The sequence below is a fragment of the Candidatus Bathyarchaeota archaeon genome, assembly GCA_026014685.1.
In the GTDB taxonomy this organism is placed as follows: Archaea; Thermoproteota; Bathyarchaeia; order Bathyarchaeales; family Bathycorpusculaceae; genus Bathycorpusculum.
The window spans coordinates 159,905-183,700 of sequence record JAOZHW010000008.1; the positions used below are offsets into that span (position 1 = coordinate 159,905).

Consider the following 23,796-nt stretch of genomic DNA (forward strand, 5'->3'; position numbering starts at 1 on the left):
CCATGCTGCGCCTCCACAACACTCTTACCCAAAAAAAGGAGCCCTTCCAACCCGCCCAAGCCCCAAACGTCAAAATGTTCACCTGCGGCCCCTCCACCTACCAACGCGCCCACATCGGCAACTACCGCACGTTCCTCTTCGAAGACATCTTGCAGCGGTACTTGGAGTATTTGGGTTACAGGGTTACGCGGGCGATGGCGCTGACTGATGTGGAGGATAAGGCGATTTTGCAGGCTAAAAAGGAGGGGCTCTCGGTTGAGGAGTTGTCTGGGCGGAATGAGGCGGTTTTCTTTGGGGACTTCGAGTTGTTGGGTATCAAAAAACCCGATTATTCAGTGAGAGCGTCGGATGCTGTTGACCAAGCCGCAGGTTTAATCGCTAAACTCCTCGAATCAGGTTACGCCTACAGGCACAAATATTTGGGTACAGAAAACATCTATTTTCGTCCCCTAAAATTCGATGGCTTCGGCAAACTATCCCATCTGGATATGTCTAAGTGGCCTAAGAAGCCGCGGCGATTCCACAAAGACACCTATCCTGGCACGCCTTGGAACATGGGAGACTTCATCATCTGGCATGGCTGCGCTTTGGAGGGCGTCTGCTACGAAACCCCCATCGGCAACGGTCGCCCCGCATGGAACATCCAAGACGCCGCAATTGCCACCAAAACCCTTGGCTTCACAATCGACATCGCATGTGGAGGCATAGACAACTTGGTCCGCCACCACGACTACACCTTGGCGATTGCCGAGTCGGTTTCGGGAACGCAGTTCGCCCGTTTCTGGCTGCACGGCGGCCACCTCTACGTGAACGGGAAAAAGATGTCTAAGAGCCTCGGCAACGTCTACTACACGACCGATGTGCTGGCCAAGGGTTTTAGTGGAGTACAACTGCGGTTTTTTTTAATCTACGCGCCGTACCGTGAGCGACTTAATTTCACTTTTGAAAGGCTGCTGGATGTGAGCCGAAAACTCGATGCCGTCCGCGGCATGGTTGCGGATTTGCAGAACACCAAGCCCGCGAGTCAAAGCAGAGGCGACCCCAAAATGGGTGCAGAATTAGCTGCTGACTTCGAAAATCACATGAACGACGACTTAAACGTGAAGGGCGCCTTCGACGGCTTCAGCCAAAACTTAGCATTGATCCACCAGAAACGCTACACCTTGGCTGCGGGGGAATTAAAAAATGTGTTAGACGGCTTACGTCGAATCGACACTGTGCTGCGGTGCTTATTCTAGTTCGCCGACGAGTTTAACGCGGCTAAAGTTTTCGTCGCGGTGCGGCGCCATCTCTAAATCTTCGGTGAGGTCTTTGCCTGCGCTGTGCATGCCCATGTGTTCGCCTTCCATCCAGAAGCTGCTGTCCGACACGTCGTAGACTTTGCCTTGGTAGGCTATCCAGGCGGGTTTACCGTTTTTGCCGTCGTTTGTTATGAGTTCTTCTTGTGTGACTTTTTTTGTTTGAGCCAAAAATTTCACCTATAATCTCTATTGGGTTTGAAGGGGGCAATAAAGGTTTAGATGCTTGCCTGTTTAGTGGGCGATGGTTTGGGTTTTGTAGTTTGCGTTTATGTAGATGCTTCCGATGCCGGTGACGCGGTTGTTGATTTCGATGTTGCTTGCTGCGGGGTAGTTGGCGGATTGCAGGGGGGATTTGCTGCCTGTAAAGTTGTTGAGGTTGGTGTTTATGTCGCCAAACGCGTTTGTGTCGGAGGTGATTTTTGCGCCTACGCCGCCGTCGATGGTTAAGCCTACGTTTATGGAGCCCGTGACGGTTTCGGCTTCTACCTCCAAGTTGCCCTGTAGGGTTCTGGTTTGGGTTATATCCATGGTAACTGAACCCGTGGTGGACTGCAAGTTTAGGCTGCAGTTGCCGACGACGTTGGTTTCAGCCATGCGGTAATTCACTGCACCCGTCGTAGTGGAAAGGGATAGGTTTCCTGCGACGGTGACGTTGCTCTGCAGGTGTGCTTCCACTTCGCCCGTCGTGGCGCGCAGGGTTAGGCTTTGGATGGTTGTGGGTTTGTCGGCGGAGAAACTAACTTGCCCCGTGGTCGAAGTCACATTCAAATTCAAGTTTAGGGCGGGGTCCACGTAGATTTGGCAAACCACATTCGCAGTTCCCGACAAAGCATCCTCCACCGACATCTTCACATCCACGAATAACTCGTTGCCTGCGGTCTGGTTTGTAAATGTGACGCTTAGGGGGTTTTCTCCCCCGCTGATGCCGCGTGAACCGTTGCCTTGGATGAAGATGCCGATGTTGTTGTCGCCGATTTTGCTGGTGAAAACCGTTACGCGTCCGACGTCGGTGTCGAAGTTGAGGTTGAGGGTTTTTATGCCTTCGGTGCTGTCGGCAAAGGAGCTGCTGGTGCTCCACGTCGCGAATGGCGCAACAAACACCGCTGCAATAACCACTGCAATCACCAAAATCGCAACCAAAGCCACCGCGCCAATCACGAAGGGGTCTTTGCTTAGGGGCGGCAGAGGCTTAGAAGGGGCGGGGGCATCTGGTGGGGGGTTGTAGGTGATGGCGGGGGTGCCGCATTTGTGACAGAAACGCGCATCCTCCACTAGTTGGGTTCCACATCGACGACAATAAGGCAACTATTTCTCCTCAGAGAAGGGGTTATGGTTGAGACGTAATTTAAGCCTTACCAAACGGCATAGCTTCACATCGCTTGCGAAATAGCAGCCAGCCTATTGAGACAGAAATGGCAACCAAAACGGCACAGACAACTACCATTAGAACAGGGAACGAATCTGTTGTGGGAATGGCTACTGTGAAGGCGACTGTTTTAGGCAGAGCTTCAACTCCAGCTAAACTGGTTGCGTATATGACTAGTGTGTGGTTGCCGTTTGAGCAGACTAATTAGTAGCCCACCGGCTTTTCCCGTTTCTATTCAGCCACCACAGTACTGTTTTGTGTTGGTTTTTTTCGCAGAGCAAAAACTGCAATCAAAGGCACAGCTAGCAATAGCGGAATAAGTGCAAAGGTAGGTAGTTCGGGTACGGAGGGGGAAGGTGTGGTTTGGGGGATGGTTATGGTTTGGGTGTTGCTCCACTCGCTTGTTTGACCTTCAAAAATCCATGGGAACATCAGCAGAGGGTCTGTTTGGCTACCATTTTGGATTCGGTGAACGGCGCCTATCAGCGCCTGAACTTGAAAATCAACCTGACCACCGCTCTGGTTTATGTTATCCCAGAACGGGAATTCATTATCATCAAGGGAATAAGACACGACGGTATATTCAGAGCCCGACTGAGTTAAAAATCCCCTGCTAGGACTATATATTTGAATCCACTCTTTTGCATAAGATCCTTTTGTTCGGATGTTTAAGTAGAAATCGATTATCTGTCCGTTGCTTTGATATTTAGTGAAGGGCTGATTTCTAATGCTGACCTCAATGGTTCTGTTTTGCACATGATAACCTGAGTGTTCCACTGTTGCTCCTGTGTAAGGGTCCATTGAATATGTTGTTGGCACATCGTAAGATGCATCTACGAACTTGAGAGTGAATTGTGGAACAGCCGGTTTAGATATTGACTGAGCAGAGGCAGATTCAACCAGCATCAAACCCGAAGCAAATAAGACGATTATGAGGGCTAAAGTGGAGGTTTTTTTCATCTAAACCACAAATAGGCTTGAGGCGGGTTTAGCTTTAAGGCTTCTTGTACAGGTTTCTTGACTACGGGTTGTCAAGGTTTCTGGACTAAACCTGTCGAAGCGTGTGCGGTACTGTTTTTATATTCGGAGTTGCCCATTAATTTTGGTAGAGTTTTAGGAAGTTTGATGGGTGTGACTGTTTTTATTGACCGCGTCGATGCAGGCAAACGCTTAGCCGCAGCGCTCAAAAAAGAATTTGCCAGCAGAAACGGGGTGGTTTTGGCGATTCCCCGCGGCGGCGTAGTCGTCGGCTACCAAATCGCGGAATCGCTGGATATGCCGCTGGACGTGATTGTTCCCCGCAAGTTGGGTGCACCGTACAATCCCGAGTTGGCGATTGGTGCAGTTGCGGAGGATGGTTCAGTGGTGCTGGATAGCAACCTCGTCGCCTACCTCGATGTCAACCGAGAATATATTGCTGAGGAGAGTGAGCGGCAGAGGCGGGAGATTGATCGGCGGCAGAGTGTGTACCGTCAGGGCATGGAGCCTCGCGAGATAGCGGGCAAAGATGTTATCGTAGTGGACGACGGCATTGCCACTGGCTCTACGATGAAGGCGGCTTTGGCTTCGGTGAAAAACCAAGGAGCCAAAAGCGTAACCGTCGCTATACCCGTGGGACCGCCCTCCACGATTGAAGAACTAAAGACAAGGGCTGACCGCGTCGTGTGCCTCTACACGCCCGAGTACTTCCAAGCCATCGGGGAATTCTACCAAGACTTCTCTCAGACCACAGATGAAGAAGTTATTGACCTCCTTAAGAAATGCAGACAGAACGCCGCCAAACAAGGAGCCACCGTGCCATGACCCACACCCAGATGGAACTCAAAATTCCCGTCGGCAACGCCCAAGTTGTCGAAGGCAATCTCTATTTGCCCTCTGAAGTCCATGGATTGGTGGTGTTTGTGCATGGCAGCGGAAGCAGCCGCTTTAGCCCCCGCAACCAGTTCGTTGCCAAAAACTTCAACAAAGCCGCCTTGGGTACGTTGCTGTTTGATTTGTTGACGCCAGAGGAGGAAGAAGAGGACGAGTTAACGGCGCATTACCGCTTCAACATAGATTTGCTCTCTGAACGGTTGGTGGGCGTTACCGAGTGGCTTAGAAAGGATGCTTCTACACGGAACCTGAAACTGGGCTATTTCGGAGCAAGCACAGGCGCGGCTGCGGCACTGATTGCGGCGGCTCGGATGCCTGAGGCGGTAGCTGCAGTGGTTTCGCGCGGTGGACGCCCCGACTTAGCAGACAAATATCTGCCGCTGGTGAAGGCGCCGACGTTACTTTTGGTGGGCGGCTGGGATGAGCAGGTCATAGAACTAAACCGACAAGCACAGAGCCAAATGCGCAACCAAAACAAACTAGTCATCATCCCAGAAGCCACTCACCTCTTTGAGGAACCTGGCAAGCTCGAAGAAGTCGCCAAACACTCGACGGAGTGGTTTCTGCGTTTTCTGGTTTGAAAAGAAAGAAAAAGTTGTGGGTTTCGTCGTTTATTGTGGTGGGGGTGGCGGGGGAGAGTTGCTGCCTGGCATGTTATTGTTGACTGTGACGTTGACGTTTACGTTGTTTTTCTTTTCTTTCTTGCCGAACAGCATCATTAGTATGGTGAAGATGAGCCATGCGATAAAGCCGTAGATGACTCCGTTGAAGACTGCGATGATGGCGGTGACTGCGTCGACTTGGCCTCCGACGAGGTAGCCTGCGGCTGCTTCAGTGCCTGGCAGTACCGCTTGGTAGATGGCTTTGCCTGGGGGTATATCCACGTTGCCCAAAGTCAAAACGACGAGTATAACGAACACTAATAGAAATACTATTGCGCCCTTCATACTCCATGCCCTAAATAGCGCTTATTCAGTTACTGAGCATATAAGCTTTATTTCAAACCGCCAAACCCATACATGCCCAAAACAAAGAAAAAGAGAAAAAAGCCGCAGAAACGGCTAAAGTTTAATGTTAACGGTTTTAGAGAAGTAGCCAAACGGCATCTTGACGCGGTCACCGTACGCTCGCTTTAGGATGTCAGTTAACTCGCTGTTTTCGTTGAAGCGGTACTTGTAGGTGCCCTGTGTGCTTTTGATTTCGGCCTCGAACTCGCGTGGACCATCGTTTTGGTGTTGCCCTTTTAGGTGGACTTTGATCTCGCTTATGGTGTTGTTTAGGAGGGCGAAGTTGCCTGGTGTTTCGTTAAGAATCGCCTCTGGGGGCATAGTGAGGTATCGGTTGGTGAAGCCAAAGGTGTTTCTAAGTTGATCTGCCCACTGCCCAAAGAAGCCTTTGCCTTCCGCTTTGGCTTGGTCACGCGCTTGCTGAGCCGCCGCAGAGATCATCTCGGAGGTTAACTGCGCAAAAATCATGCGTTGGTTGGTCACAACCGCTGCGAACGCGTCGTAACGACCCAATGACTTCATGCGTCGGAAGGGGACGACGCCGATGGTGACTTCGCCGCTTTGTTGCATCGGTGCCGCTGTAGATGCGGGTTGGGGCTGAATTGGAGTTTGCTGATATACGGGTGGAGCTTGGTACACCGGTGAAGGTTGTACCTGTCGGGGTGGAGCCTGATAGGCAGGGGGCTTGGCGCCTGCGATTGGCAAAGGTGCGGAGGTGACGTAGCGGGGGTCGGGCGGTGAGTAATAGTTGAGACGTTCTCGCTTCGGCGTAGACGAGGGTTTGTTTGGGGGTTGCGACTGGTTTTGGGTTGGTTGGGTTCGGGCGGTGCCGCAGTTGCCGCAGAACTTCGCGGTTGGACTGACTTGGGATCCACAACTCTCACAGTAAGGCATAAACAATCATCGAATCTACTGAGCGGTTTAACTTAATAAATTTAGGGCTGACATGTCGCTGTATATAAAATTGAAGAAAAAAGGCAGATTTTTGTGCCTTACACTATGCTGGATAGTACTTGTAGTATGGTGTTTGAGGTCACTGCGAATCCGAGTCCGTCTGAGCCGCTGACGATGGCGGTTGTGATGCCGATGACTTCCCCATTGTAGGTTAACAAGGGGCCGCCTGAGTTGCCTGAGTTGATTGGTGCGCTGGTCTGGATTAAGCCGTTTATGTCGTAGCTGCCTCCTGTGTCGCCGCTGACGGTTATGGTGCGGTCTAATGCGCTTACTATGCCTGAGGTCATGGTGCCTGCTAAACCGTATGGGCTACCGATGGCTACTACAGCGTCGCCTACGCGGACTTGGCTGCTGCTGGCGATTGTCAGTGGCTGGTATTGACTGGTGGGAGCGTTGGTGGATAGGACTGCAAGGTCGTTTGAGGGGTCGGTGCCTAAGACGGTGGCGGTGTAGCTGTTGCCGTCGGCGAAGGTGACAGTGATGCTAGATGCGTCTTCGATGACGTGGTTGTTTGTGACTATGACCATTTTGCCGTTGTATTGGGTGACGAAGCCTGAGCCTTGCGCTGTCGAGGTGACGGTGCTTTGTCTACCCCACGGACTCGCATAGGTGTAGGTTATCTTGCACTCTATCGTAACGACGGAGTCTTTGACTGCGGCGTAGAGCGCTGAGAGCGAGGTTTGGGTGTTGGAGACGGCTGTGGTGCCGACGCTGCTTTGGACGGTTGCGGCTAAGCTGGACAGCTGGTTTTGCAGAGCGGTGACTTCTGCGGTGAGGTTGTAGACGCTATAGAGAGCTGCGGCGCTGACTAGGCTGGTAACTAAGAGGACGGCAATGAGGGCTGCGGTTAGACCGTGGCGGGAGCTGGTTTTGGTGTGATGAGCTGGCGGGGTCTGGATGGTTGGAGTGGGTTCTGGGGGTGGCGGAGTTGGTGGGGCTTCGAATGCGGGTGGGTTTTCGGTTTGGGTTTCTGTTTGTGGGTTTGCTTCCAAATTTACACCTCCCAACACGTGGGTTCTATCAAAAGCGTCTTGGGCGATTTGTAATTAAGGGATTTTCCAACATTGAACCCAAAACATACCCAAATCTCAACATTGGCCTAAAACTCACGTTGAGTAATAGCATTTTTTCTTCAAAACCGTTTCTTTTACACCTCGTGAGAAACAAAATTTTTTATGTAAAGGGGCATTAACACATTTATTTCCCGTTTACTATTCTTAGGTGTCGAGGCGAACCTTTCTTGAAAGACACTCAACTTAGAATCCTAAAAACCATGAACGAAGCCACTAGCAGAATCGACTTTACCACTTTCTCCCACAATGTAGACCTAACCCCCAACCAAGCCATAGTAGAAATGCAGCAGCTTGCAGCGGAAGGTTTCTTGCATAAAGTCGGGGCAGGATTCTCGATAACTGAGAAGGGAAAAAACGCTCTAAAAATCCTCGACACCGTGCCAGAAGAGAAAAAGTTTCGGTTCTTCGTAGCGGTGGATAAACCGCTGGGTTTCAGTGCACACTCTATAGAAGAATTCTACCGATTGATTCGGCAGGTTGTCTCCGACTCGCTTGACTTTCACGTGTACCGCGGAGACTTCGAGAACTGGCTTCGCGACGTAGTACACGATGAGGTTTTGGCTGCTGAGGTTGAGAAAATCAGGGCATACGACTTAGAAGGCGAGGAGCTTCGCAAAGCCCTGCTTAAAGCCATCGATGAGCGCTACGGCGTCGGCGAATTGCTTTAGGTTTCGTAGAGTTTACGCCACCAAACGGGTGCATGGGCGTTTTGGGGCGCTTCCCATGGGTCGTAGGGCTTAATGTCTAAAACAGGCGTCCCGTCAAACGCATCTAAGCCTCGAACAGTCAAAACGTTTCCTTCAACTTTTAGGATTTCAACGATGGTTAAGCCGATGGGGTTAGGGCGCATCATGGTTCGGGTAGCGAATATTCCTGTGAGGGGCAGGTCGGTTCGGCGTTTGGGATGAATTTTAAGCGGCATCGCAGAGTCTTTGGCGACTTGGTTTAGATGAAACAGCACAAAGATATGGGAAAACTGCGCTAAGCCTTCTAAGCCTTCGACGAGTTCAGGCAGCAGTACAATCTGAGAAATTACTGCGTCATCTTTGACTTGGTCGCCGACGGCTTCAGTTTTTACGTATCCGATGGGGGAGAAAACAATTTCCAAAACACCACACTCAAACCCAGTGGAGCAGCAGACTATTTAAGGCTTAGACGGCACGCGGATTGGTACGTTTGTTTACGAATACAGCTAAAAATCCAGTCACGTAAACGCACTCTGGATGGCGTTGAGTTTGAAGCGTGTGGTATGAATTACTGTCTTAATGGCGGCCAGTTTTAATTCCACCATAGCCATCTCTTTGTCATGCCTAAGCTGTACCTCATCGGCGGCGAAAACGTCCACCACCGAAGCGCCCAACACATCAACGCCCAAGCCTTCACAGATGCAGGCAAAAACCCAACTGTTTTGGTGCTTCCTTGGGCAAACGCAGGTTTTGACCGCAACTACCAAAAACGTAAACTCCTAACCGACTACTTCAGAAGTTTAGGTGCAGAAAAAGTCGAGTTCGCCGAGTACGACCACCTTGAAGACCCAGCTAAAAAAATCTCCACCGCCGACCTTGTTTACTTGACGGGTGGACAAACCACCGCTTTGATTGAACGAATTAAAAAAGCGGCGCTTGAGGGGCAGCTTCAAGGTTACCGCGGCGTCATAGTTGGGCGCAGTGCGGGGGCTCTGGCGTTGTGCAGTAAATGCCTAACGACTTGTCGAAGCAACCAAAAACCCAAAATCGTAACAGGCCTCGGACTCGTCGACATAGCTATGAAAGCACACTATCGAAGCAGCAGAGACGACGTGCTTAGGCGTTTCTCTTTTGTAGAACCTGTTTTTGCGGTGCCCTCCAAATCTGCGTTAGTCAGCGCAAACGGCGAACTCTACGCCATCGGTACAGTCTACGTTTTCCAAAACGGCCAACGCCGAACCTTTACCAGCTGTCACTTATGAGCAGTATCTGCGAACGCCAAAAGTAAAACGCCGAACCCTAACGGCGGCGCCTGTATCCAACGAGGGTTAGAGGCGGCTTAAGTTTCTCCCTGAGCATATTCACCAGTTGCTCTTTGTCTCGCTCTACGGAGTTCCAAAATTCTCTTATTTCATTATCCATCGCCGAATCGCTCTTGTAGTTCCTCTTAATTCGCCAAAGGCTTTTGCTTTCAACCGAGAGTTGCTCCATCAAATTGTAGGTGTTGTTATCAAGCATAGGCTTCTGTAAAGTGAGGACGCCGACGCTTTCTTCACTCAAAAGATCACCTCCCCCGATGTGTCAAATAGTTGCTAGGCAACAAATGAACTTAAGCATATGTGACTGCAAAAGTAGGCAACAACTCGCAACTCTTTCTCCATTTGACTTTGCGAAAATTTTAATTCTGTCACCTTTTGACTCATCTAACATGAAATACGTTGTGCTTTTACGCGGAATAAACGTTGGAAAAGGACATTAGAGTTGAGATGAAGCGGCTTGTCGGGGTTTTTGTGTCTTTGGGGTACTCAAATCCGTCGACTTATATTAACTCTGGAAATATCCTCTTTGAGTCAGATAAAAAACCGAGAGAGATTCGGGAAGAAATCGAGTTTAGCTTGAAAAAAGAATTTGGTTTTGTCATACCCACGCTTGTAAAGACTGAGCAGGAAATGCGGGAGATCGCTAAAGCCATACCAAGCGGATGGCAGAATGACTCAAAGCAGAGGTCGGATGTTGCGTATCTCTTTGAGGAGGTTGATAATGAAAAGATTATCGAGGAACTTCCCGTTAAAAAAGAGTACATAGATGTCCGTTATGTAAAAGGGGCTGTAATTTGGAATCTCGACCGAGAAAACTACAATAAAAGTCACCTAAACAAAATCATCAGCCACAAATCCTATCAATCCATGACTTTGCGTAATGTTAACACAGCAAGATTTCTTGCAGACTGTAAATAATTGATTTAGCTTTTTCTTTTGACGACTGCAAGAACGACTCCGACGAAGATGAGCACCAGCAGGGCCGCGCCCAGAACCGTCAAAGCCAACCTTACGATGGGGTCAGAGTGGAAAACTGTGGTTTGCGGCACCACGAATAAGCCGCCTATGTACGCGGCTAGGAATATGCCTACGAACGCTGCGCCGACGCCTTCTACGGCGAACAAAAACTTTGTCAAGCCCCGATTAGTTGTCTCCAAACAAAGCCCTTCTACGTTAGTATTTTAGGCGCTAGGGGTATTTAACAGTAGCCATAGCAAGTGGGCGTTGAACCGCAAGGATAATATACAGTACAACACGAAATACACTTGAGGCTTGGGCAGTTTTGTCAGAACAAAAATTTGTGACCCCGTTAAAAGTAGGCTTACTCATAGTAGCAATCACATACTTCCTCTTTACCTTACATCAAACATTCATGTTCCAATGGATCGGCGAATGGGAATACATCGGAGCAAACAACCCACAGACCGCCACCTGGGTATTCATAACCGACGTCCAAGCCTACGTTTTCCTGCTCTTCCGCTTCGCTGCCGGAATCCTTGCAGTTTCAGGAGTTACGCTCTATTTTGTCAAAAAAGGGCTACCCCAAGCCACAACCTACAAGCTGCTACGAGGAGTGATCGTCTTAGAGGGCATATATTGGCTTGGATTGTTAACTTCAGGCATCTGGGGCATGCTGCCTACTGCTCGCGGCTTCAACGTTGTCTTCATGTTATCCACAGGCATCCCCTGCTTGGTTGGGTCTATAGGTATACCCATAGCGATGTTTATGCTCGCCTACAAGCTAAGCCCTCACAAACCCGCTAAACCAGCCATAAAATGGGCACTAATCGCAGGCATATTCTACGTTTTAACCCTGTGGTTGAATAACACTGGAATGTGGATAACTACAGTTATGGGTAAAGGAACAGAGTGGTTGCTTACCTCGCCAGAGAGCATGGTAAGCTTTGCATCAGCTGTGTTTGGATTGTTGGCGTTAGCTATCTACACCGCGTATTTTGCTAAGAAATCAATTGCGGCTTCCGAATGGGCACAGCTTAACCTCAGAGCCGTCGGCGGCATAGTTACCGCCCTCGGACTGTTTTTCCTCTGGAACTACCTTACATGGATATTCTTCGGCGGATGGAACGAATGGTATGCTTGGATTCTGGGCCACAACTTGGACCTCTGGATGCTCTCATTGCCTCTTGTTGGTTTACCGTTGCTCTTTTCCAACACAAATAGCCATTCACAAAACTACGCAGACCCACAGCAGTAAAACCGCTTCGACTACTTTGCGTTTCGTGGGATAATGGAAATTAGGAACTCCGAGCCCACAGCCACAAAAAGCCTAAACGTACTCCAAAGTTTCTTGACGCTCATATTGTTCTTGAACAAATACTTAGGCGTCTTTAGCAGGTTCAGATTTGAAGGCTCAAGAAGCCAGTTGAGGTCTACATCCAAATTTATCGTAGAATCATCCACTCTTCCATGAGTTACTCGTATGTACTCAACACTTTCATGAGTGGTTTTGAAAATGAAACTGACTTGGGTTTCATCAAGGTTTAGGGTGCATTGAAGTTTTTGTGGACCCATAAGCCGAAGAACTCTTGAAACCTCCAGCACCTCATGGACTTCCACTGAGCGGGTGTAGGCTTCTACACGTGGGTCTACATATGCTTCTAGGAACGTCTTTACATGTTGGTGGAAGTTGTCTTTTTGCAATTCGTTGCCGTTGTTCGACATGAACCCTAGATTTAGGGAACGTTCTTTAACAAAATCCACAATAGGCTTCTTTTTCTGAGTTCTTTTTTGATACACAAATTCATGATCAATAAACGTGTCTAAGTTCCAGAATTTAGCCATACAGTAGGTGGCTAACTCTTCAATCTCTTTTTTAGTTAAGTGTTTAGCTTTGAAGACGTTGTGCATCTCGTCAAAGTTATCCCAGTTAGTCTCAAAAATCAACCCTTGCGCATCGAGTTCAGCGTAGAATTCTGTGCCCGGAAAAGGTGTCGCGATGCCAAACGCAGCCGCAGTTAAACCGATTTCTTTAGCGTACACAGGGAACGTTTTGATTTCTTCCGCGGTTTGATCAGGGAGACCTATGACGAAGGTGCCACCTGCTCTGCCGCCGTTTTCACGAATGTTTTTCACTGCCTGCTTGTGGAATTTGGTGGCTACACCCTTTTTAGTGGAAGCTAAATCCTTCGCGTTGGGGCTTTCTATACCCATTTCGAATTTAACTATGCCCGCTTGGCACATCTTTTTTACTAATCGGGGGTTGTTTGCCATCATGTCCGCTCTGACTAATGCCCCGAATTCTATGTTTAAGTCATGCTCCATCAAGAGATCGCAGAGACGATCAACCTGCCGCGCGTTACCTATGAAGTTGGGGTCAGCAAACATCACGCTTACAGGTTTATTGTCGTGGAATTGGGCCATCTCAAGGATTTCTTTCATGACGTTTTCGGGCGAGCGGCACCGTGAACATCCATCACTCATGCTGGGTTCACAGCAGAAACTGCACAAGCCATGACAACCCCTCGCCATTATTAGGACGTCGCAGTCGGTTGTGCGGTCGGCGCTCTTGTAAGGATAGAGCCGCAGATGACGCGCAGGAAAGGGGATACTGTCCAAGTTTTCAATTCGGGGTCTATCAGCATTGTGAATTACCCGCTCACCCTGCCTGTAAGAAACACCTAAAACCTCTTGGGCAGAACCCTTCGCTACAAGTTCTCGCATGGTTTGTTCGCCTTCGCCGCGGACAACAACGTCGATTTGTCGATGGGAAAGCATCAGGTCAGGGACACTTGTGGGGTGATATCCTCCTACGACGGTGGTTGCACCATAATTTTTAGCTGCTTTTGCTAAGCGGAGCGTTTGGTTATGTTCAGTTGCAGATAACGAAATGCCCACTAAGTCAGGATTGTAAAAACTGAGGCATTCTTGGAAGCTTCTTGTATCCAACTCCAAATCCACGATGTGGACTTCCTCAACCACGTCTTGGATGGATGAGGCTATGTACTCTAAACCTAGAGGTATAAGGTCAAAAGCGAAACTAAGGCCTTTTCGACCAGAGGGTTTAACAAGCAAGATTCGTTTGAACGCCAGTTTGAAACACCAAAGACACCCCAACAGCTAAACGTAAACATAAAAACCAATCGCATGATGATCGCGCAATAGCATGGAACAAACCTTAACTCAAACGGTTTTAAATACGCCACCAGTTCAACCTGCACTTGAATCTTTATATAAGGGAGGGGAGGTAGCGCAAGAGAGGCGGCGTGCCGTTAGTTGGGCAGTTAGGCTTGCGTTTCCATGCTTGCTCCAACCAATCCTACACCTCTTTTTCGGTAAGAGGGGCTGTCTTTGTTGAGGCTTGTTAACTCTACTTTGCAGAGCACTCATCCAACTTGACAAGATAGCGTATTGCTGTTTTCAAAAAACAATAAAATAGATCGTGCGTATGCAGGGTTGAATTCAGGAAGAGAGAGAAATGGAGATAAGAAATCTCAGAAAAGCAGTGCAAACTCTGAATAGAAAAACCGCAAAACCCCTCGTGATAGCTCTAAGCGCCCTGTTCATCGTCAGCATGTTCTCAGCGACATTAACTCAGCCAACGCAGGCAGCAACCACACTCGCACTCCACACACAAGGCGCCTACATTCTGGACTCCAACGGAAACGTCGTGTACCTCCGCGGAGTCGGAATCGCAGGCTTTACCCCTAACTTGATTTTGTGGGGGCAAGGACAAGGAGACGCATGGGCAAACCAATGGAACTACAACCCAACCACAGTAATGGACCAAACTTTCTCCGCGTTGCAGAATCAATGGCACGTCAACATGATCCGCGTCTTTATCTACCCCAGCTGGTGGTACAGAGACAACATCGCTCCCTCACAAGAAAGCTCCAGCTACGCCTCGTCAACCACGCCGATTAGCACAAAAGCATACCTAAAAACCCTCTGCACAGAAGCAGCAAAATACGGAATATACGTCAACATAGTTCCCTACATGCTTACGCCTTCCACAAGCTCCTTTGACAAAGACCCATACGCAACAACAAACTCTGTCGGAGCACAAGGATTGCCGATGAGCGGCTGGGACAGCGCAGCCCAAAGATTCCTCCAAGATGCGGGCTATGGCAACAACGAGTTAGGCTTCTGGAACTGGTTCTGGGCAGACATGGCAACCACCCTAAAAGATCAACCCAACGCCATCTTTGAAGCATGGAACGAACCGCAACCAGGCGCAGACAACGCCCCCATAACCTCAGGCTATATGCAGTACCTTACAACAATGTATAACGCAATTAGAGGAACAGGCTCAAACCACCTCATCATGATGCAGTGGCATATGGGTTGGTTCCCTAACGGTTACGGCAACGACCTCAGCTGGTGCAAACAAATCGCCACCGCCATCCCAACAGCAACCAACCTCGTCTACACCACCCACCTCTACTACCACGCCCCAAGCGACCTGTCATCGTACTGGAAACTAGACTATGCTGGTCTTAAAGCGCAACTGCAAGCAGGCATCGCAACCATGGGCGTCACCGCACCCTTAGTCATCAACGAAGAAGGCTCATGCCTTGGAGCAGTCGCCAACAAACAAAACGACTACACATGGTGGCAAAACGTGTTGTTGGCACAACGTGACTTGGGTATCGGTGCATGCGCTTACTACTGGTTAAGCGATGCAGGTTTAGGCCCTGTTTACTCAGGTGAAACTATCCTGAGCAACGGCAACGGCTATGTTCCCAACACGATGGGGCAAGCCTTCATCAATGCATACAATGGAGCCTCGACACCCACACCGACGCCATCTCCAACTGCGACACCTACACCCTCACCGACAGCCACATCGACGCCAACTCCAGCACCCACAGCTACACCCACCCCTACCGCAACTCCAACCCCAACACCCACAACAGCTCCCACTCCAACACCAACACAATCGCCAACCCCAACCTTGACGCCGACACCGACCCCCGAACCAACCGCAACACCTGACCAAACAACAATAACCCCCCAAAACCCACAAACATCAACCCCGACAACGCCAACCCCCACCCAAAAACCTACACCCCCCCCTTCACCAACAACAAAACCCACGCCAACCGCAACCCCCAACAGTCCCACACAAAACCCAAGCCCAACCTCAAACCCCTCGGCACCAGCACCGCAGGCGTTTACGTTCCGATACCTCTTTTGGCAGTACTGGCCAACTCTGAGGTTGCCAATCTTTAACGTGTGGTTCTTCTACATCCGATAAACCACCACCCCTCCCCTTTTTGTTAAACATCTTTTTTTAGGTAAAACATAAAGCAAGCCAGTAAGACATACGTAACACGGTACCAGACATGGACATCATTAACGTACGCTTACCCGACAAAGTCATCTCAGACGTAGACAAACTTGCAAAAAAACATGAACTCACCCGCTCAGAAGTCATGCGCCAAGCACTCACAATCTACCTACACTTAACCGAAAACGTAGGCACCATGCTTCGCCCCATCGTCTTCCAAGTAAAACCCGCCCAAATCACCTACACACGACGAGGTGACGTTTCAGTCCTAAAGATGCCCACAGGACACGCCATCGTTGCGGGTTCCACCTCAAGCGGCGCCGTTGGACCCAAAGAGTGGGATCAGGTTAAGGTTGACGGGCGTGTACTTGGGAAATTTTTGGCCCGCGTTGCTCTTATGGATGTAACCGCCACAGGCGCATTCCCCTTGCTGCTTTCAGTGACTTTGGGCGTTGAGAAAGAACCCACAGGGAACGAGATAGTGGAAGGCATAAAACGTGAAGCCCGAACCATCGGATTAGACCCAAATCAGGTGCTCATGGAGAACACTGAGGACAATTTCCAAACCAAACAAACAGGTGCAGGCTTAACAGTGGTCGGCTTAGCAAACGAAAACGAACTGCGACTAGGAAAAACTATGCCTGGTGACTTAGTTGTGGCGATTGGCAGACCCAAAGTCGGACAGGAAGTCATAGCCGCAGAAGCCCGAGGCGAAATCGCTGATTTACGCAATGTAACCCAGCTTACCCAACGCAAATACGTACATGACATTGCACCTGTAGGCGGGTTCGGCATCGCGGCGGAAGCTAAAATGATGGCTTACGGTGTGGGCAGGCAAATGAAGCTTTTTGAGGTGCAGGGGTTAGATTTGAATAAAACTGCGGGTCCAGCAAGTGTGGTTTTGGTTACAATCGACCGTGATCGCCTCGAAGATTTAACAGCACTCATTCCCAAACCCATCAACGTCGTAGGCGAAATTATCTAAGCAGAATGTTTGATCATGCGTCCGTTGCGGTCGATTTCGCCCCGTCGGATTCTTGTGGTAGAGATAGGATGATGATTTTCAGCGGGAACCAAATCCACAACCACAATTTGCAGCGGCTCAAGCCCCGCTTTTTGGCGTTTCTCGTTTATGACGCAACCAATCTTTAGGGTATCTTGGCTGACTACCAACGCGTCAAAACCCTGCCCAGAAATGGTTAAGCCATATGCATCGTTTAGTGGCACGATTTCAGCGCAACCAGAACATCCTTGCTCTGACAAGTACGCTTCAAGTTCCCTGCGGCGTTCATCATACGATGCGGTTTTATGAGGTTTACCCATCTTAGCAACAAAGCTATCAGAGGTTAAGCCGATAACAACTTTTTCTCCCACTTCAAAAGCTTTCCCAAGAAGTGCTCTGTGCCCCTTGTGCAGTTTGTCAAAGGTTCCGCCGACCGCCACTTTCTTAAATTGCCTCATTTTATCAGCCTTGGACCCAGGAAATCGATTTTGCTCACGATCACCTGTTCTTTGGGTAAGGTTTGCTTAAAAGCTTCTGCTACCGCGCAAGCGTTCTCTTCATGCACAACAGCGTGCACCGCTTCACCTATCATGTTCTGCGCCGCACCAACTGCACCTGCATTCTTTGCAACCTTGACGAGATGTCGACCGTTTTCAGTTGCAAACCCAGCTTTTTCCGCAAATTGCCAACATTCATCCAAAAAATTCTCCAAACTGGGCTCAGCCAGGATAGCTTCTAAAGCAGCTTTGCCGTAGCGGTTGATTTCTTGCTTTTTTTGGGGTGAGGTTAAGATGGATTTTTTGGGAATCTGTGTTGGATAATACCCAACCACAATCATGTATTCTGGGGATAAGGGTATGCGGTCGATTTTGCAGAATCCAGGCGCACCTGGCTCAGTTACGAGGATGAGTCCGCCGCCAAACGTTAAGGAGCTAACGGTGCCTAAACCTGTGAGGCACTGGATTTCCGATATGTGGGCGGTTCGACCGATTTCATTGTAGGTTAACGGTAAACCAATCGCCTCGCATAATGCTAAAGCGGTGGTTAATGCGCCGCCTGCGCTGGTTCCGAAACCCATGCCGATGGGAACTTCGATTTTATGCTCCACAGTAAGGTGGTATTTTTTGTTTGTTTTTTTGAGGAGCGCCTCGATTACTTGCCGTGTGGTTTTGGCTTGAGAGGCCACATTGTTAATCAGAATGGAGATGTGGTTTTCTTTTGCTTCTTGCGCGGTTACTGTGGTGTAGCTGCCTTTGTCTAGTCCAAATCCGCCGCCGATAGCGCCAACTCGCTCCAAGTCGGAGATTGACGCGCCGTTTTCGGTGTCGTGGATGGCAAAAAAGCTCGATATTGCTCCTGGCGCAAAGGCTTTGGCACTCTTCACGTAGATTCACTTTGCAAAGTTGGGATATTTTTCTTTTTAAGTGTTGGAAATGCCTTATAAATTGCACCTATTATGGGTGGTCCAAGAACCAGCATAAAAGGTATTTCTGTTGCAAAAGTCCACGTAAACAGTGCAAGAATCCCTGCAGCGGTTAACGCAGGGTATGCGGTTGAGGTCGGAGCGAAAAGTACAGCGTACACAGGCACCGTGACGCCTATTATTAGGCTGCCGACTAGTAAACCTACTACGCAGCCGAGTTCGTAGTTAACCCATTTGGATCTGCTCAGGACTACAGCTAAGTAGACAACGAAGCAGCCAACGATTATTCCCACGTAAATTAGGTTTGTGTAGACAAATGCAACCACTGCGGAAATAGCTGTAAGGCCACCGTAGATTGCTGTAGATTTTTTGAGCGCAAACTTTTTGTTAGCTATGTAACCAACTAACCAAAAGCCCAAAAAGTTTGAAGTTACCCCTGCCATTAAGCTTAGGAGTGGACTCCCACCTAACAGTATGTCGCTTATGAATATACCCGTAGCTGCACCTAAGCCGCCGACCCATGGACCGAAAACGGCAGCAAACACCGCGGGAACGATTACTTGTGGCCAAAACCTTACGCCTCCGAAATTCAATGGAAGAATAGTTGAAACCAAAATTCCTAAAGCAACGTACAGCGCTGCATTCAGCGCGAAAGCGGCTACATGTATAGTTTTCAAGATTTATCACAATATTTAAGCTAACCATTTGAATTTGAGTTGCAAATAAGTATTTCGTCTATAACGTTTAAACAGGTTTAAACAGATAAAACGCCTCCAAATCAGGCTCTAAAGCGGACGTTTGTGCTGCCTTTTGGCAAGTTCTTGGTGATCTCGACAGTATTCTTCCTCAGAATAGCGATAAGGTTTGTTGCTGTTTGGCAGCGGCGAGTTGTGGCGGTAGCCGCGTTTCTGCAATTCTGCCACTTGATCCGCATGCCTATAGTACAGTTGCTCAACGCGGTTTTCGAAGCGTCGGGTTTCAGGATGACTGCGGTATGCTTTGTATTTACCCAGCAGTGCACCGACTATACAGTGGAGTTCTGCATGTTCGCCAAGTAGGTGTTGGCGGTCAAGTTCGCTAACGGGAACAGCCCATATCCGAACCATAAGAAAACCGCTAAAGAGGGTATATAGATGAAATAATGGAAAAGCAGGATAACTATTTTTTGTGCCGCTTAATACGGTCTTGCCGCTGTTCCTTTCTGCGCCAGTCTCTTTTGCGCTGAGTCTGCATGGAAAACCGCTCTTGACGCGGAACATCTAACTTTCTAAAACGCGAAACATTCCCGTAAAAGGTGCCCATATCGATTTTGTTATCGTAGAGGTCTTTTATGTTTCGGTTCAGTTCCTCTTTTGCTTGGCTGTCACGTGCGTTGTCGAACGCTTCTTCATAGACAACGTAAGCAGCGTGGAACTGAAAATTCTCAGGGTTATCGATTAAAAGTTTTTGAGGTTGGGGTTGGTTGTTCTGGTTTGGTTGTTCAGTCATGTTTATCCGCTTTTGAATAGGCAATGATTGTTTTTCACTCTTTTATAGGTGTGCCTATCCGCAGAGGGGTTTATGGTGTTTAACTACTGTTGAGGTTAGTTGGGCTGCTGTTTTCTTGCTGCTGTTGTGGCAGGAAATCCGCTAAAACAGCTGTATTGGGCGAGTTTTTGTGGGCCTTGGATGGATTCGAGGCGGTATGTGGTTTGGTAGTGTTGGTGGAGTTTTGAGAATACTTCTATGGGTTGGTTTGGGTGGTTATTTGTGGACCAAAGGCGATTCCCCATTTGAATCCTGCTCCAGCGACAAGACAAACCTGAAACCAGCAAATTCTATCGCTAAGGATTAACATGTACTTTTGTTCTGAAAACCTTTTTCGATGAGCCTACACCCAAGACTTCACCGGTTGCCCAATCGATTTCAACAAAAATATCGTACTCTTCTAGTCCACGAAGTACTCTTTTTAGGGATGCCTGTTCTTTAACTTTTGCCAAAGCATGTATCCTCAGGATGTTGAGAGCTTAATTGTTTGAATGTTTAATTTATCTGATTTCTGGATTTTTTTTATAGAACTCTCAACTTTGATTCTGAACTTGAACAAGTTATTGTGTACATGTTAAAAGAAACAAAGAAAACGAAGGGAAACGTGTGTCAAGCAAGATACACAGGCACCCATCACTAACCGTAACGCATGCGTGAGGCATCATCTCATAGCTATGCAACGCTTTCACAGACAGACTAACTCCATAAAGCAACAAAGCAAACCCGCACTCTACAGTCAGGGTCAATGTTGGTAAACACTTAATAAATCCCTTGTAATTCACACAATAGCGCAGGAGAAAACCAAGTTTGATTCTCACCGATATAGCACAAATCATCTATGCGCCCAAGAAAGCATTCAAAAACATCGTTACCAACCCCAAGTATCTGGGCGTAATCATAATCTTACTCTTATTCATCGGCGTCCAAATCGCTTACGAATACAGCCAATTCACAAAAACCGAGTTAGAAACCACTTCCCCCCTGCCCGGTTTAATGCAGCAGAACAACAACGCCACAAGCTGGATGGCAGGCACAGGCGTAGAGTTAACCAACTACTTCGGAGACTACTACAACAACACCGTGTATGTGGGGCAACTGCAGTATGCACCCAACAATCCTTTAGGTTACTATCCACTGTTTGGCAACTTTAGCCTCCAAATACAAGCCAATAACACCAAGAACGTTATGGCAGCCTTAACCAACACCTCAAACGTGGATTGCAGCCAAACAGGCTTCAAAAACCTCTCCATAACCCTAAAACTCATCGAACCCCAAAGCACACCTCAAACCGCAACTCTGCGGCTGTACTCTTTGGCAGATGAGAACTATTACACCTACGATTTAACCAACGCATTAAACAGCGCTTCAGCAGTTAACCAATGGGGCAACCTCACCATCCCAGTCGGGCCAGACGCAAAAGGTTGGACAGAAAGCGGCAACCCACAGTGGGGCAACATAACCTCGCTCACGCTTGAGTTAACTTACCCCAACAACACAGACGTCACTATACGCATCGGCGCGTTGTTCTTCCGTGGCCAATTCGTTCAACCTCTCCAGTACGACGCAACAGGTTTCCTGCTCCGCTTCCTACAAGTGTTTTCGCTGCAGTTCCTCTTCACATGGCTCATCCTTAGTGCAGTTGTATATTTGATTCTTCGCGGCCTCAAAAGCACCGTGGTCTGGAAACCGTTGTTTGTCGCTTTAGGGTTCGCGTTGATGGTTATGGTTATCCGTGGCTTAGTTAACATCGTTGCCACTTTCGCTATGTCCACGGTTTCCTATCCCTACGATGCCTCTTTAGGTGTGGTTTACGACTCGTTTGCGGCACTTTACTATCCAAGCACCATCGGCGCATTAACTAGCCAAACGGTGGCTGCGTTGGCCAACATCGACGCATCCTTAGCTGTGTTCAGAGGCATTCTCACCGCGATGTTCTTTGTCTCCTACGTATGGCTTGGAGCATTAACGGGCTTAGCGGTAAAGGAACTCAAACCAGAACTCTCCTACATGAAATGCATAACCGTCGCAGCAGTCAGCGTCGGCACCACCATTCTGGCACTGTGGCTCTTTATCGGCATAATTTAACCGCCACACCCCCTTTTCTGTTTGGTTTTTTCTTGTCTTCGGTGTATGTTAGCAAGATTTATATCACTGAAAGAGGAAAAGCGTTTAAGCGAATATTTAGAAGTGAACAGAATTGACAGATATTAAAGACTTAGCTGATGGAATGAAGCGGGTTAACGTGGAAGGCCAAGTTGTAGAGAAAGGTGACCCGCGTGAAGTTAAATCGCGCTACAAAGATGAAACTTACCGTATCGTAGATGCTGTGATCGCTGACGAATCTGGCAGCATAAAGTTAACACTTTGGAATGAGCAGATTGAGCAGGTTAACGTGGGTGACAAGGTGAAAATCGAGAACGGCTACGTGACCAGCTTTAAGGGTGAAACACAGCTTAACGTCGGTAAATTCGGCAAGTTAACTGTGACTTAACTTTCTGTCTTCTAGAAACTGTTTTATTCTCTTTTCCACTTATTTTACGGTATGTCGCTACGCAAAGAGCTAGCCTTTTTTAGCCTCATCGTGCTGTTTGGGGTCGCCGTCTCCGTCGTTGCCTACACTGTGAATTCAAGCAACCCTTGGAGCCTTGCTGTGCGTTTGTTTGCCCTAAACGGTTTCATCGCCCTTAGCATAGCGACCATTATGGCAGCGTTCCTCAAAGAAGTCACCTTATTCTTCAAAAAACCCTTCACACGCATTCACCACTACTTCGCCGCCGCCGGCTTAGTGCTCATAACCTTGCACCCCATCGCCTTAGCAATCCGCTTCCTAAACCCCGCCGTGTTTGTACCCAACTTCAATTCTCTCTACGATTTTTTGTTCTTCGGCGGCAGACCCGCCTTGATTCTGATTTTCGTAGCGTTTGTTGCGGTTTTGCTCCGCAGAAAAATGGTTCGTTACTGGCGATGGTTCCACGCTTTGATGTATGTGGCGCTGTTTTTGGGTGTGGTGCACGCTAATTTGTCAGGCACTGATTTCGCAAACCTTGCGGTTCTGGTTATATTCAACGGGTTGTTTGCGGCGTCAGTTGCAGCGTTTGTTTTAAAGCGGTGGCAGTTTTACCGCCTAAAAAAGCAGAGAAAAAAAAACGCAGAACGCCAACCAGAAAAACACTTAAAAAACAGTTGCGTTTAGCCTCAAAAAACCCCTTATTAGGGTGCATACGCTTCCGTATCCGCAAACGACTGGAATCACGCGACGTCTCAGCGTGTACCTCCCCTCCCTTATATAAAGAACAAAAGGTCGCTTTTAGCTGTCAATGAACAGGGTGATTTGTGTTTGTTGGGTTTGTTGAATAAGTTCGGTAACTTGCATATTTAGTAAAATTTATGGTCAATTAAGTGGTTAAAAACAAAAATCTAGTAGAAATATTTATATTATAAAATATAGTGGAGCGTTGAAACGTTGGTTTAAAATGGTTGAGTGCCCACACTGCCACAGCAATGTTGAAAAACCTGTCAAGGTATTCCAGAATGCAGACCTCTGGTGCGTCTCAGAATACAATTGTGGCAAATGTAAAAACAGGTTCATAATAAGCAAAGAGTAAGGAAACAAAACTTTTAGTGAATGGTCCAGTTTGTTAGGGCAGATTTTGTTTCATTTTAAGAAAGATTAAGCCATTACAGGCATAGTCAACCTAATCATAAACAAAACAAACTGGAACGTAACAAAAACCGCCCCAACCAACAAACCCACAAAAATAACAGCTTTCCTTCGATTTTTGTTCATAACTAGCTTGACGGCATGATACATACTATAAAGAATAATGGCCATCAGAGGCAGCATCAGAATCATAGCCCAACTAAAATTCATGTTTGTAAACCAAGTCAAGGGATAAAATAGAAGAACAACGAAGACTGCTCCAGCGATCAGGGCAATTTCTTTCTTCATAGAGCCCAATCTTTAGATTTTGCATATAAACTTTGGCTAACGCCCCAAAACTTGATTCTTTATGGTTAG

29 protein-coding genes and 1 pseudogene are annotated in these 23,796 nt (G+C 48.3%); 12 read left to right on the top strand and 18 right to left on the bottom strand.

Annotation, left to right across the window (positions count from 1 at the left end):
• The first annotated feature begins 2 nt into the window (after window positions 1-2).
• The gene (locus NWE96_08135) at window positions 3-1,238 is read left to right on the top strand and encodes a class I tRNA ligase family protein (GenBank protein MCW3983952.1); all 1,236 of its coding nucleotides are present in this window, start codon (window positions 3-5) and stop codon (window positions 1,236-1,238) included.
• Here the strand turns inward: NWE96_08135 and NWE96_08140 are convergent.
• From NWE96_08140 to NWE96_08150, 3 genes are all read right to left on the bottom strand, one after another.
• Window positions 1,230-1,469 carry a cytochrome B5 gene (locus NWE96_08140; protein MCW3983953.1) on the bottom strand — a complete coding sequence of 80 codons (240 nt, stop codon included), beginning with the start codon at window positions 1,467-1,469 and terminating at the stop codon, window positions 1,230-1,232. The two genes, NWE96_08135 and NWE96_08140, sit on opposite strands and share 9 nt — an antisense overlap.
• 63 nt (window positions 1,470-1,532) lie before the next feature.
• Entirely contained in the window at window positions 1,533-2,606 is a 1,074-nt protein-coding gene (locus NWE96_08145; protein MCW3983954.1) for a zinc ribbon domain-containing protein, read from the bottom strand.
• Between the two features lie 292 nt (window positions 2,607-2,898).
• A complete protein-coding gene (locus tag NWE96_08150) occupies window positions 2,899-3,627 on the bottom strand; it encodes a hypothetical protein (protein MCW3983955.1) in 729 nt (242 codons plus the stop codon).
• A 165-nt stretch (window positions 3,628-3,792) separates the two neighbouring features.
• Here NWE96_08150 and NWE96_08155 point away from each other — a divergent pair, with 165 nt between their 5' ends.
• Together NWE96_08155 and NWE96_08160 are read left to right on the top strand one after the other, a co-directional pair.
• On the top strand, window positions 3,793-4,470 hold the full coding sequence (locus NWE96_08155) for a phosphoribosyltransferase (protein ID MCW3983956.1): 678 nt from the start codon (window positions 3,793-3,795) through the stop codon (window positions 4,468-4,470).
• On the top strand, window positions 4,467-5,120 hold the full coding sequence (locus NWE96_08160; GenBank protein MCW3983957.1) for a dienelactone hydrolase family protein: 654 nt from the start codon (window positions 4,467-4,469) through the stop codon (window positions 5,118-5,120). Before NWE96_08155 ends, NWE96_08160 begins: the two co-directional genes overlap by 4 nt.
• A gap of 30 nt (window positions 5,121-5,150) precedes the next feature.
• On the opposite strand, the gene NWE96_08165 is transcribed toward NWE96_08160, so the two are convergent.
• The 3 genes from NWE96_08165 to NWE96_08175 form a co-directional block, all read right to left on the bottom strand.
• Window positions 5,151-5,486: a hypothetical protein gene (locus NWE96_08165; protein MCW3983958.1), complete on the bottom strand. Its 336-nt coding sequence runs from the start codon at window positions 5,484-5,486 to the stop codon at window positions 5,151-5,153.
• A 114-nt stretch (window positions 5,487-5,600) separates the two neighbouring features.
• The gene (locus tag NWE96_08170) at window positions 5,601-6,440 is read right to left on the bottom strand and encodes a zinc-ribbon domain-containing protein (GenBank protein ID MCW3983959.1); all 840 of its coding nucleotides are present in this window, start codon (window positions 6,438-6,440) and stop codon (window positions 5,601-5,603) included.
• A gap of 98 nt (window positions 6,441-6,538) precedes the next feature.
• Window positions 6,539-7,492: a trypsin-like peptidase domain-containing protein gene (locus tag NWE96_08175; GenBank protein MCW3983960.1), complete on the bottom strand. Its 954-nt coding sequence runs from the start codon at window positions 7,490-7,492 to the stop codon at window positions 6,539-6,541.
• A 248-nt stretch (window positions 7,493-7,740) separates the two neighbouring features.
• Here NWE96_08175 and NWE96_08180 point away from each other — a divergent pair, with 248 nt between their 5' ends.
• Window positions 7,741-8,241, top strand: coding sequence for a DUF5752 family protein (locus tag NWE96_08180; GenBank protein ID MCW3983961.1), 501 nt, complete (start codon window positions 7,741-7,743; stop codon window positions 8,239-8,241).
• On the opposite strand, the gene tsaA is transcribed toward NWE96_08180, so the two are convergent.
• A complete protein-coding gene (gene tsaA, locus NWE96_08185; GenBank protein ID MCW3983962.1) occupies window positions 8,238-8,681 on the bottom strand; it encodes a tRNA (N6-threonylcarbamoyladenosine(37)-N6)-methyltransferase TrmO in 444 nt (147 codons plus the stop codon). The genes NWE96_08180 and tsaA overlap by 4 nt on opposite strands.
• 198 nt (window positions 8,682-8,879) lie before the next feature.
• Between tsaA and NWE96_08190 the strand changes: the two genes are divergently transcribed.
• Complete coding sequence (locus NWE96_08190; GenBank protein MCW3983963.1) at window positions 8,880-9,521, top strand: Type 1 glutamine amidotransferase-like domain-containing protein; 642 nt, start codon at window positions 8,880-8,882, stop codon at window positions 9,519-9,521.
• A gap of 37 nt (window positions 9,522-9,558) precedes the next feature.
• Here NWE96_08190 and NWE96_08195 read toward each other — a convergent pair whose 3' ends face one another.
• Complete coding sequence (locus NWE96_08195; GenBank protein ID MCW3983964.1) at window positions 9,559-9,819, bottom strand: hypothetical protein; 261 nt, start codon at window positions 9,817-9,819, stop codon at window positions 9,559-9,561.
• Window positions 9,820-9,967: 148 nt separating this feature from the next.
• Here NWE96_08195 and NWE96_08200 point away from each other — a divergent pair.
• Window positions 9,968-10,496 (top strand): annotated as a pseudogene (locus NWE96_08200) (DUF1697 domain-containing protein).
• A gap of 5 nt (window positions 10,497-10,501) precedes the next feature.
• Here the strand turns inward: NWE96_08200 and NWE96_08205 are convergent.
• Window positions 10,502-10,735 carry a hypothetical protein gene (locus NWE96_08205; protein MCW3983965.1) on the bottom strand — a complete coding sequence of 78 codons (234 nt, stop codon included), beginning with the start codon at window positions 10,733-10,735 and terminating at the stop codon, window positions 10,502-10,504.
• Window positions 10,736-10,860: 125 nt separating this feature from the next.
• On the opposite strand from NWE96_08205, the gene NWE96_08210 reads away from it, so the two are divergent.
• Complete coding sequence (locus NWE96_08210) at window positions 10,861-11,793, top strand: hypothetical protein (protein MCW3983966.1); 933 nt, start codon at window positions 10,861-10,863, stop codon at window positions 11,791-11,793.
• 11 nt (window positions 11,794-11,804) lie between these two features.
• On the opposite strand, the gene NWE96_08215 is transcribed toward NWE96_08210, so the two are convergent.
• Complete coding sequence (locus tag NWE96_08215) at window positions 11,805-13,610, bottom strand: B12-binding domain-containing radical SAM protein (GenBank protein MCW3983967.1); 1,806 nt, start codon at window positions 13,608-13,610, stop codon at window positions 11,805-11,807.
• Window positions 13,611-14,013: 403 nt separating this feature from the next.
• Here NWE96_08215 and NWE96_08220 point away from each other — a divergent pair, with 403 nt between their 5' ends.
• Window positions 14,014-15,792 carry a glycoside hydrolase family 5 protein gene (locus NWE96_08220; protein MCW3983968.1) on the top strand — a complete coding sequence of 593 codons (1,779 nt, stop codon included), beginning with the start codon at window positions 14,014-14,016 and terminating at the stop codon, window positions 15,790-15,792.
• Window positions 15,793-15,880: 88 nt separating this feature from the next.
• Window positions 15,881-16,810, top strand: coding sequence for a ribbon-helix-helix domain-containing protein (locus NWE96_08225; GenBank protein MCW3983969.1), 930 nt, complete (start codon window positions 15,881-15,883; stop codon window positions 16,808-16,810).
• Here the strand turns inward: NWE96_08225 and NWE96_08230 are convergent.
• The 7 genes from NWE96_08230 to NWE96_08260 all read right to left on the bottom strand — a co-directional run bounded on the left by NWE96_08230 (window position 16,807) and on the right by NWE96_08260 (window position 20,230).
• Entirely contained in the window at window positions 16,807-17,286 is a 480-nt protein-coding gene (locus tag NWE96_08230; GenBank protein ID MCW3983970.1) for a phosphopantetheine adenylyltransferase, read from the bottom strand. The genes NWE96_08225 and NWE96_08230 overlap by 4 nt on opposite strands.
• Entirely contained in the window at window positions 17,283-18,212 is a 930-nt protein-coding gene (locus tag NWE96_08235) for a hypothetical protein (GenBank protein ID MCW3983971.1), read from the bottom strand. Before NWE96_08235 ends, NWE96_08230 begins: the two co-directional genes overlap by 4 nt.
• Window positions 18,209-18,928: an ECF transporter S component gene (locus NWE96_08240; GenBank protein MCW3983972.1), complete on the bottom strand. Its 720-nt coding sequence runs from the start codon at window positions 18,926-18,928 to the stop codon at window positions 18,209-18,211. The genes NWE96_08235 and NWE96_08240 overlap by 4 nt, the downstream gene beginning before the upstream one ends.
• 108 nt (window positions 18,929-19,036) lie before the next feature.
• Complete coding sequence (locus NWE96_08245; GenBank protein MCW3983973.1) at window positions 19,037-19,357, bottom strand: pyrimidine dimer DNA glycosylase/endonuclease V; 321 nt, start codon at window positions 19,355-19,357, stop codon at window positions 19,037-19,039.
• A 52-nt stretch (window positions 19,358-19,409) separates the two neighbouring features.
• Window positions 19,410-19,739, bottom strand: a complete 330-nt coding sequence (locus tag NWE96_08250) for a hypothetical protein (GenBank protein ID MCW3983974.1) — start codon at window positions 19,737-19,739, stop codon at window positions 19,410-19,412.
• A gap of 95 nt (window positions 19,740-19,834) precedes the next feature.
• On the bottom strand, window positions 19,835-20,023 hold the full coding sequence (locus NWE96_08255) for a hypothetical protein (protein ID MCW3983975.1): 189 nt from the start codon (window positions 20,021-20,023) through the stop codon (window positions 19,835-19,837).
• Window positions 20,024-20,074: 51 nt separating this feature from the next.
• Window positions 20,075-20,230, bottom strand: a complete 156-nt coding sequence (locus NWE96_08260) for a hypothetical protein (GenBank protein MCW3983976.1) — start codon at window positions 20,228-20,230, stop codon at window positions 20,075-20,077.
• Window positions 20,231-20,585: 355 nt separating this feature from the next.
• On the opposite strand from NWE96_08260, the gene NWE96_08265 reads away from it, so the two are divergent.
• From NWE96_08265 to NWE96_08275, 3 genes are all read left to right on the top strand, one after another.
• Window positions 20,586-21,863: a hypothetical protein gene (locus NWE96_08265; GenBank protein MCW3983977.1), complete on the top strand. Its 1,278-nt coding sequence runs from the start codon at window positions 20,586-20,588 to the stop codon at window positions 21,861-21,863.
• Between the two features lie 112 nt (window positions 21,864-21,975).
• Entirely contained in the window at window positions 21,976-22,269 is a 294-nt protein-coding gene (locus NWE96_08270) for an OB-fold nucleic acid binding domain-containing protein (GenBank protein MCW3983978.1), read from the top strand.
• A gap of 51 nt (window positions 22,270-22,320) precedes the next feature.
• Complete coding sequence (locus tag NWE96_08275; protein MCW3983979.1) at window positions 22,321-22,971, top strand: hypothetical protein; 651 nt, start codon at window positions 22,321-22,323, stop codon at window positions 22,969-22,971.
• Between the two features lie 477 nt (window positions 22,972-23,448).
• Here NWE96_08275 and NWE96_08280 read toward each other — a convergent pair whose 3' ends face one another.
• Window positions 23,449-23,727: a hypothetical protein gene (locus NWE96_08280; protein ID MCW3983980.1), complete on the bottom strand. Its 279-nt coding sequence runs from the start codon at window positions 23,725-23,727 to the stop codon at window positions 23,449-23,451.
• Window positions 23,728-23,796 lie beyond the last annotated feature (69 nt).

Bases quoted from the DNA above. Each gene is read 5' to 3' on its own strand.
- NWE96_08190 (MCW3983963.1), top strand. From the start codon at position 8,880: ATGCCTAAGCTGTACCTCATCGGCGGCGAAAACGTCCACCACCGAAGC.
- NWE96_08225 (MCW3983969.1), top strand. From the start codon at position 15,881: ATGGACATCATTAACGTACGCTTACCCGACAAAGTCATCTCAGACGTA.
- NWE96_08245 (MCW3983973.1), bottom strand. From the start codon at position 19,357: ATGGTTCGGATATGGGCTGTTCCCGTTAGCGAACTTGACCGCCAACAC.
- NWE96_08230 (MCW3983970.1), bottom strand. From the start codon at position 17,286: ATGAGGCAATTTAAGAAAGTGGCGGTCGGCGGAACCTTTGACAAACTG.
- NWE96_08280 (MCW3983980.1), bottom strand. From the start codon at position 23,727: ATGAAGAAAGAAATTGCCCTGATCGCTGGAGCAGTCTTCGTTGTTCTT.
- NWE96_08165 (MCW3983958.1), bottom strand. From the start codon at position 5,486: ATGAAGGGCGCAATAGTATTTCTATTAGTGTTCGTTATACTCGTCGTT.
- NWE96_08135 (MCW3983952.1), top strand. From the start codon at position 3: ATGCTGCGCCTCCACAACACTCTTACCCAAAAAAAGGAGCCCTTCCAA.
- NWE96_08220 (MCW3983968.1), top strand. From the start codon at position 14,014: ATGGAGATAAGAAATCTCAGAAAAGCAGTGCAAACTCTGAATAGAAAA.
- NWE96_08150 (MCW3983955.1), bottom strand. From the start codon at position 3,627: ATGAAAAAAACCTCCACTTTAGCCCTCATAATCGTCTTATTTGCTTCG.
- NWE96_08255 (MCW3983975.1), bottom strand. From the start codon at position 20,023: ATGGGGAATCGCCTTTGGTCCACAAATAACCACCCAAACCAACCCATA.
- NWE96_08155 (MCW3983956.1), top strand. From the start codon at position 3,793: ATGGGTGTGACTGTTTTTATTGACCGCGTCGATGCAGGCAAACGCTTA.
- NWE96_08275 (MCW3983979.1), top strand. From the start codon at position 22,321: ATGTCGCTACGCAAAGAGCTAGCCTTTTTTAGCCTCATCGTGCTGTTT.
- NWE96_08160 (MCW3983957.1), top strand. From the start codon at position 4,467: ATGACCCACACCCAGATGGAACTCAAAATTCCCGTCGGCAACGCCCAA.
- NWE96_08170 (MCW3983959.1), bottom strand. From the start codon at position 6,440: ATGCCTTACTGTGAGAGTTGTGGATCCCAAGTCAGTCCAACCGCGAAG.
- NWE96_08250 (MCW3983974.1), bottom strand. From the start codon at position 19,739: ATGACTGAACAACCAAACCAGAACAACCAACCCCAACCTCAAAAACTT.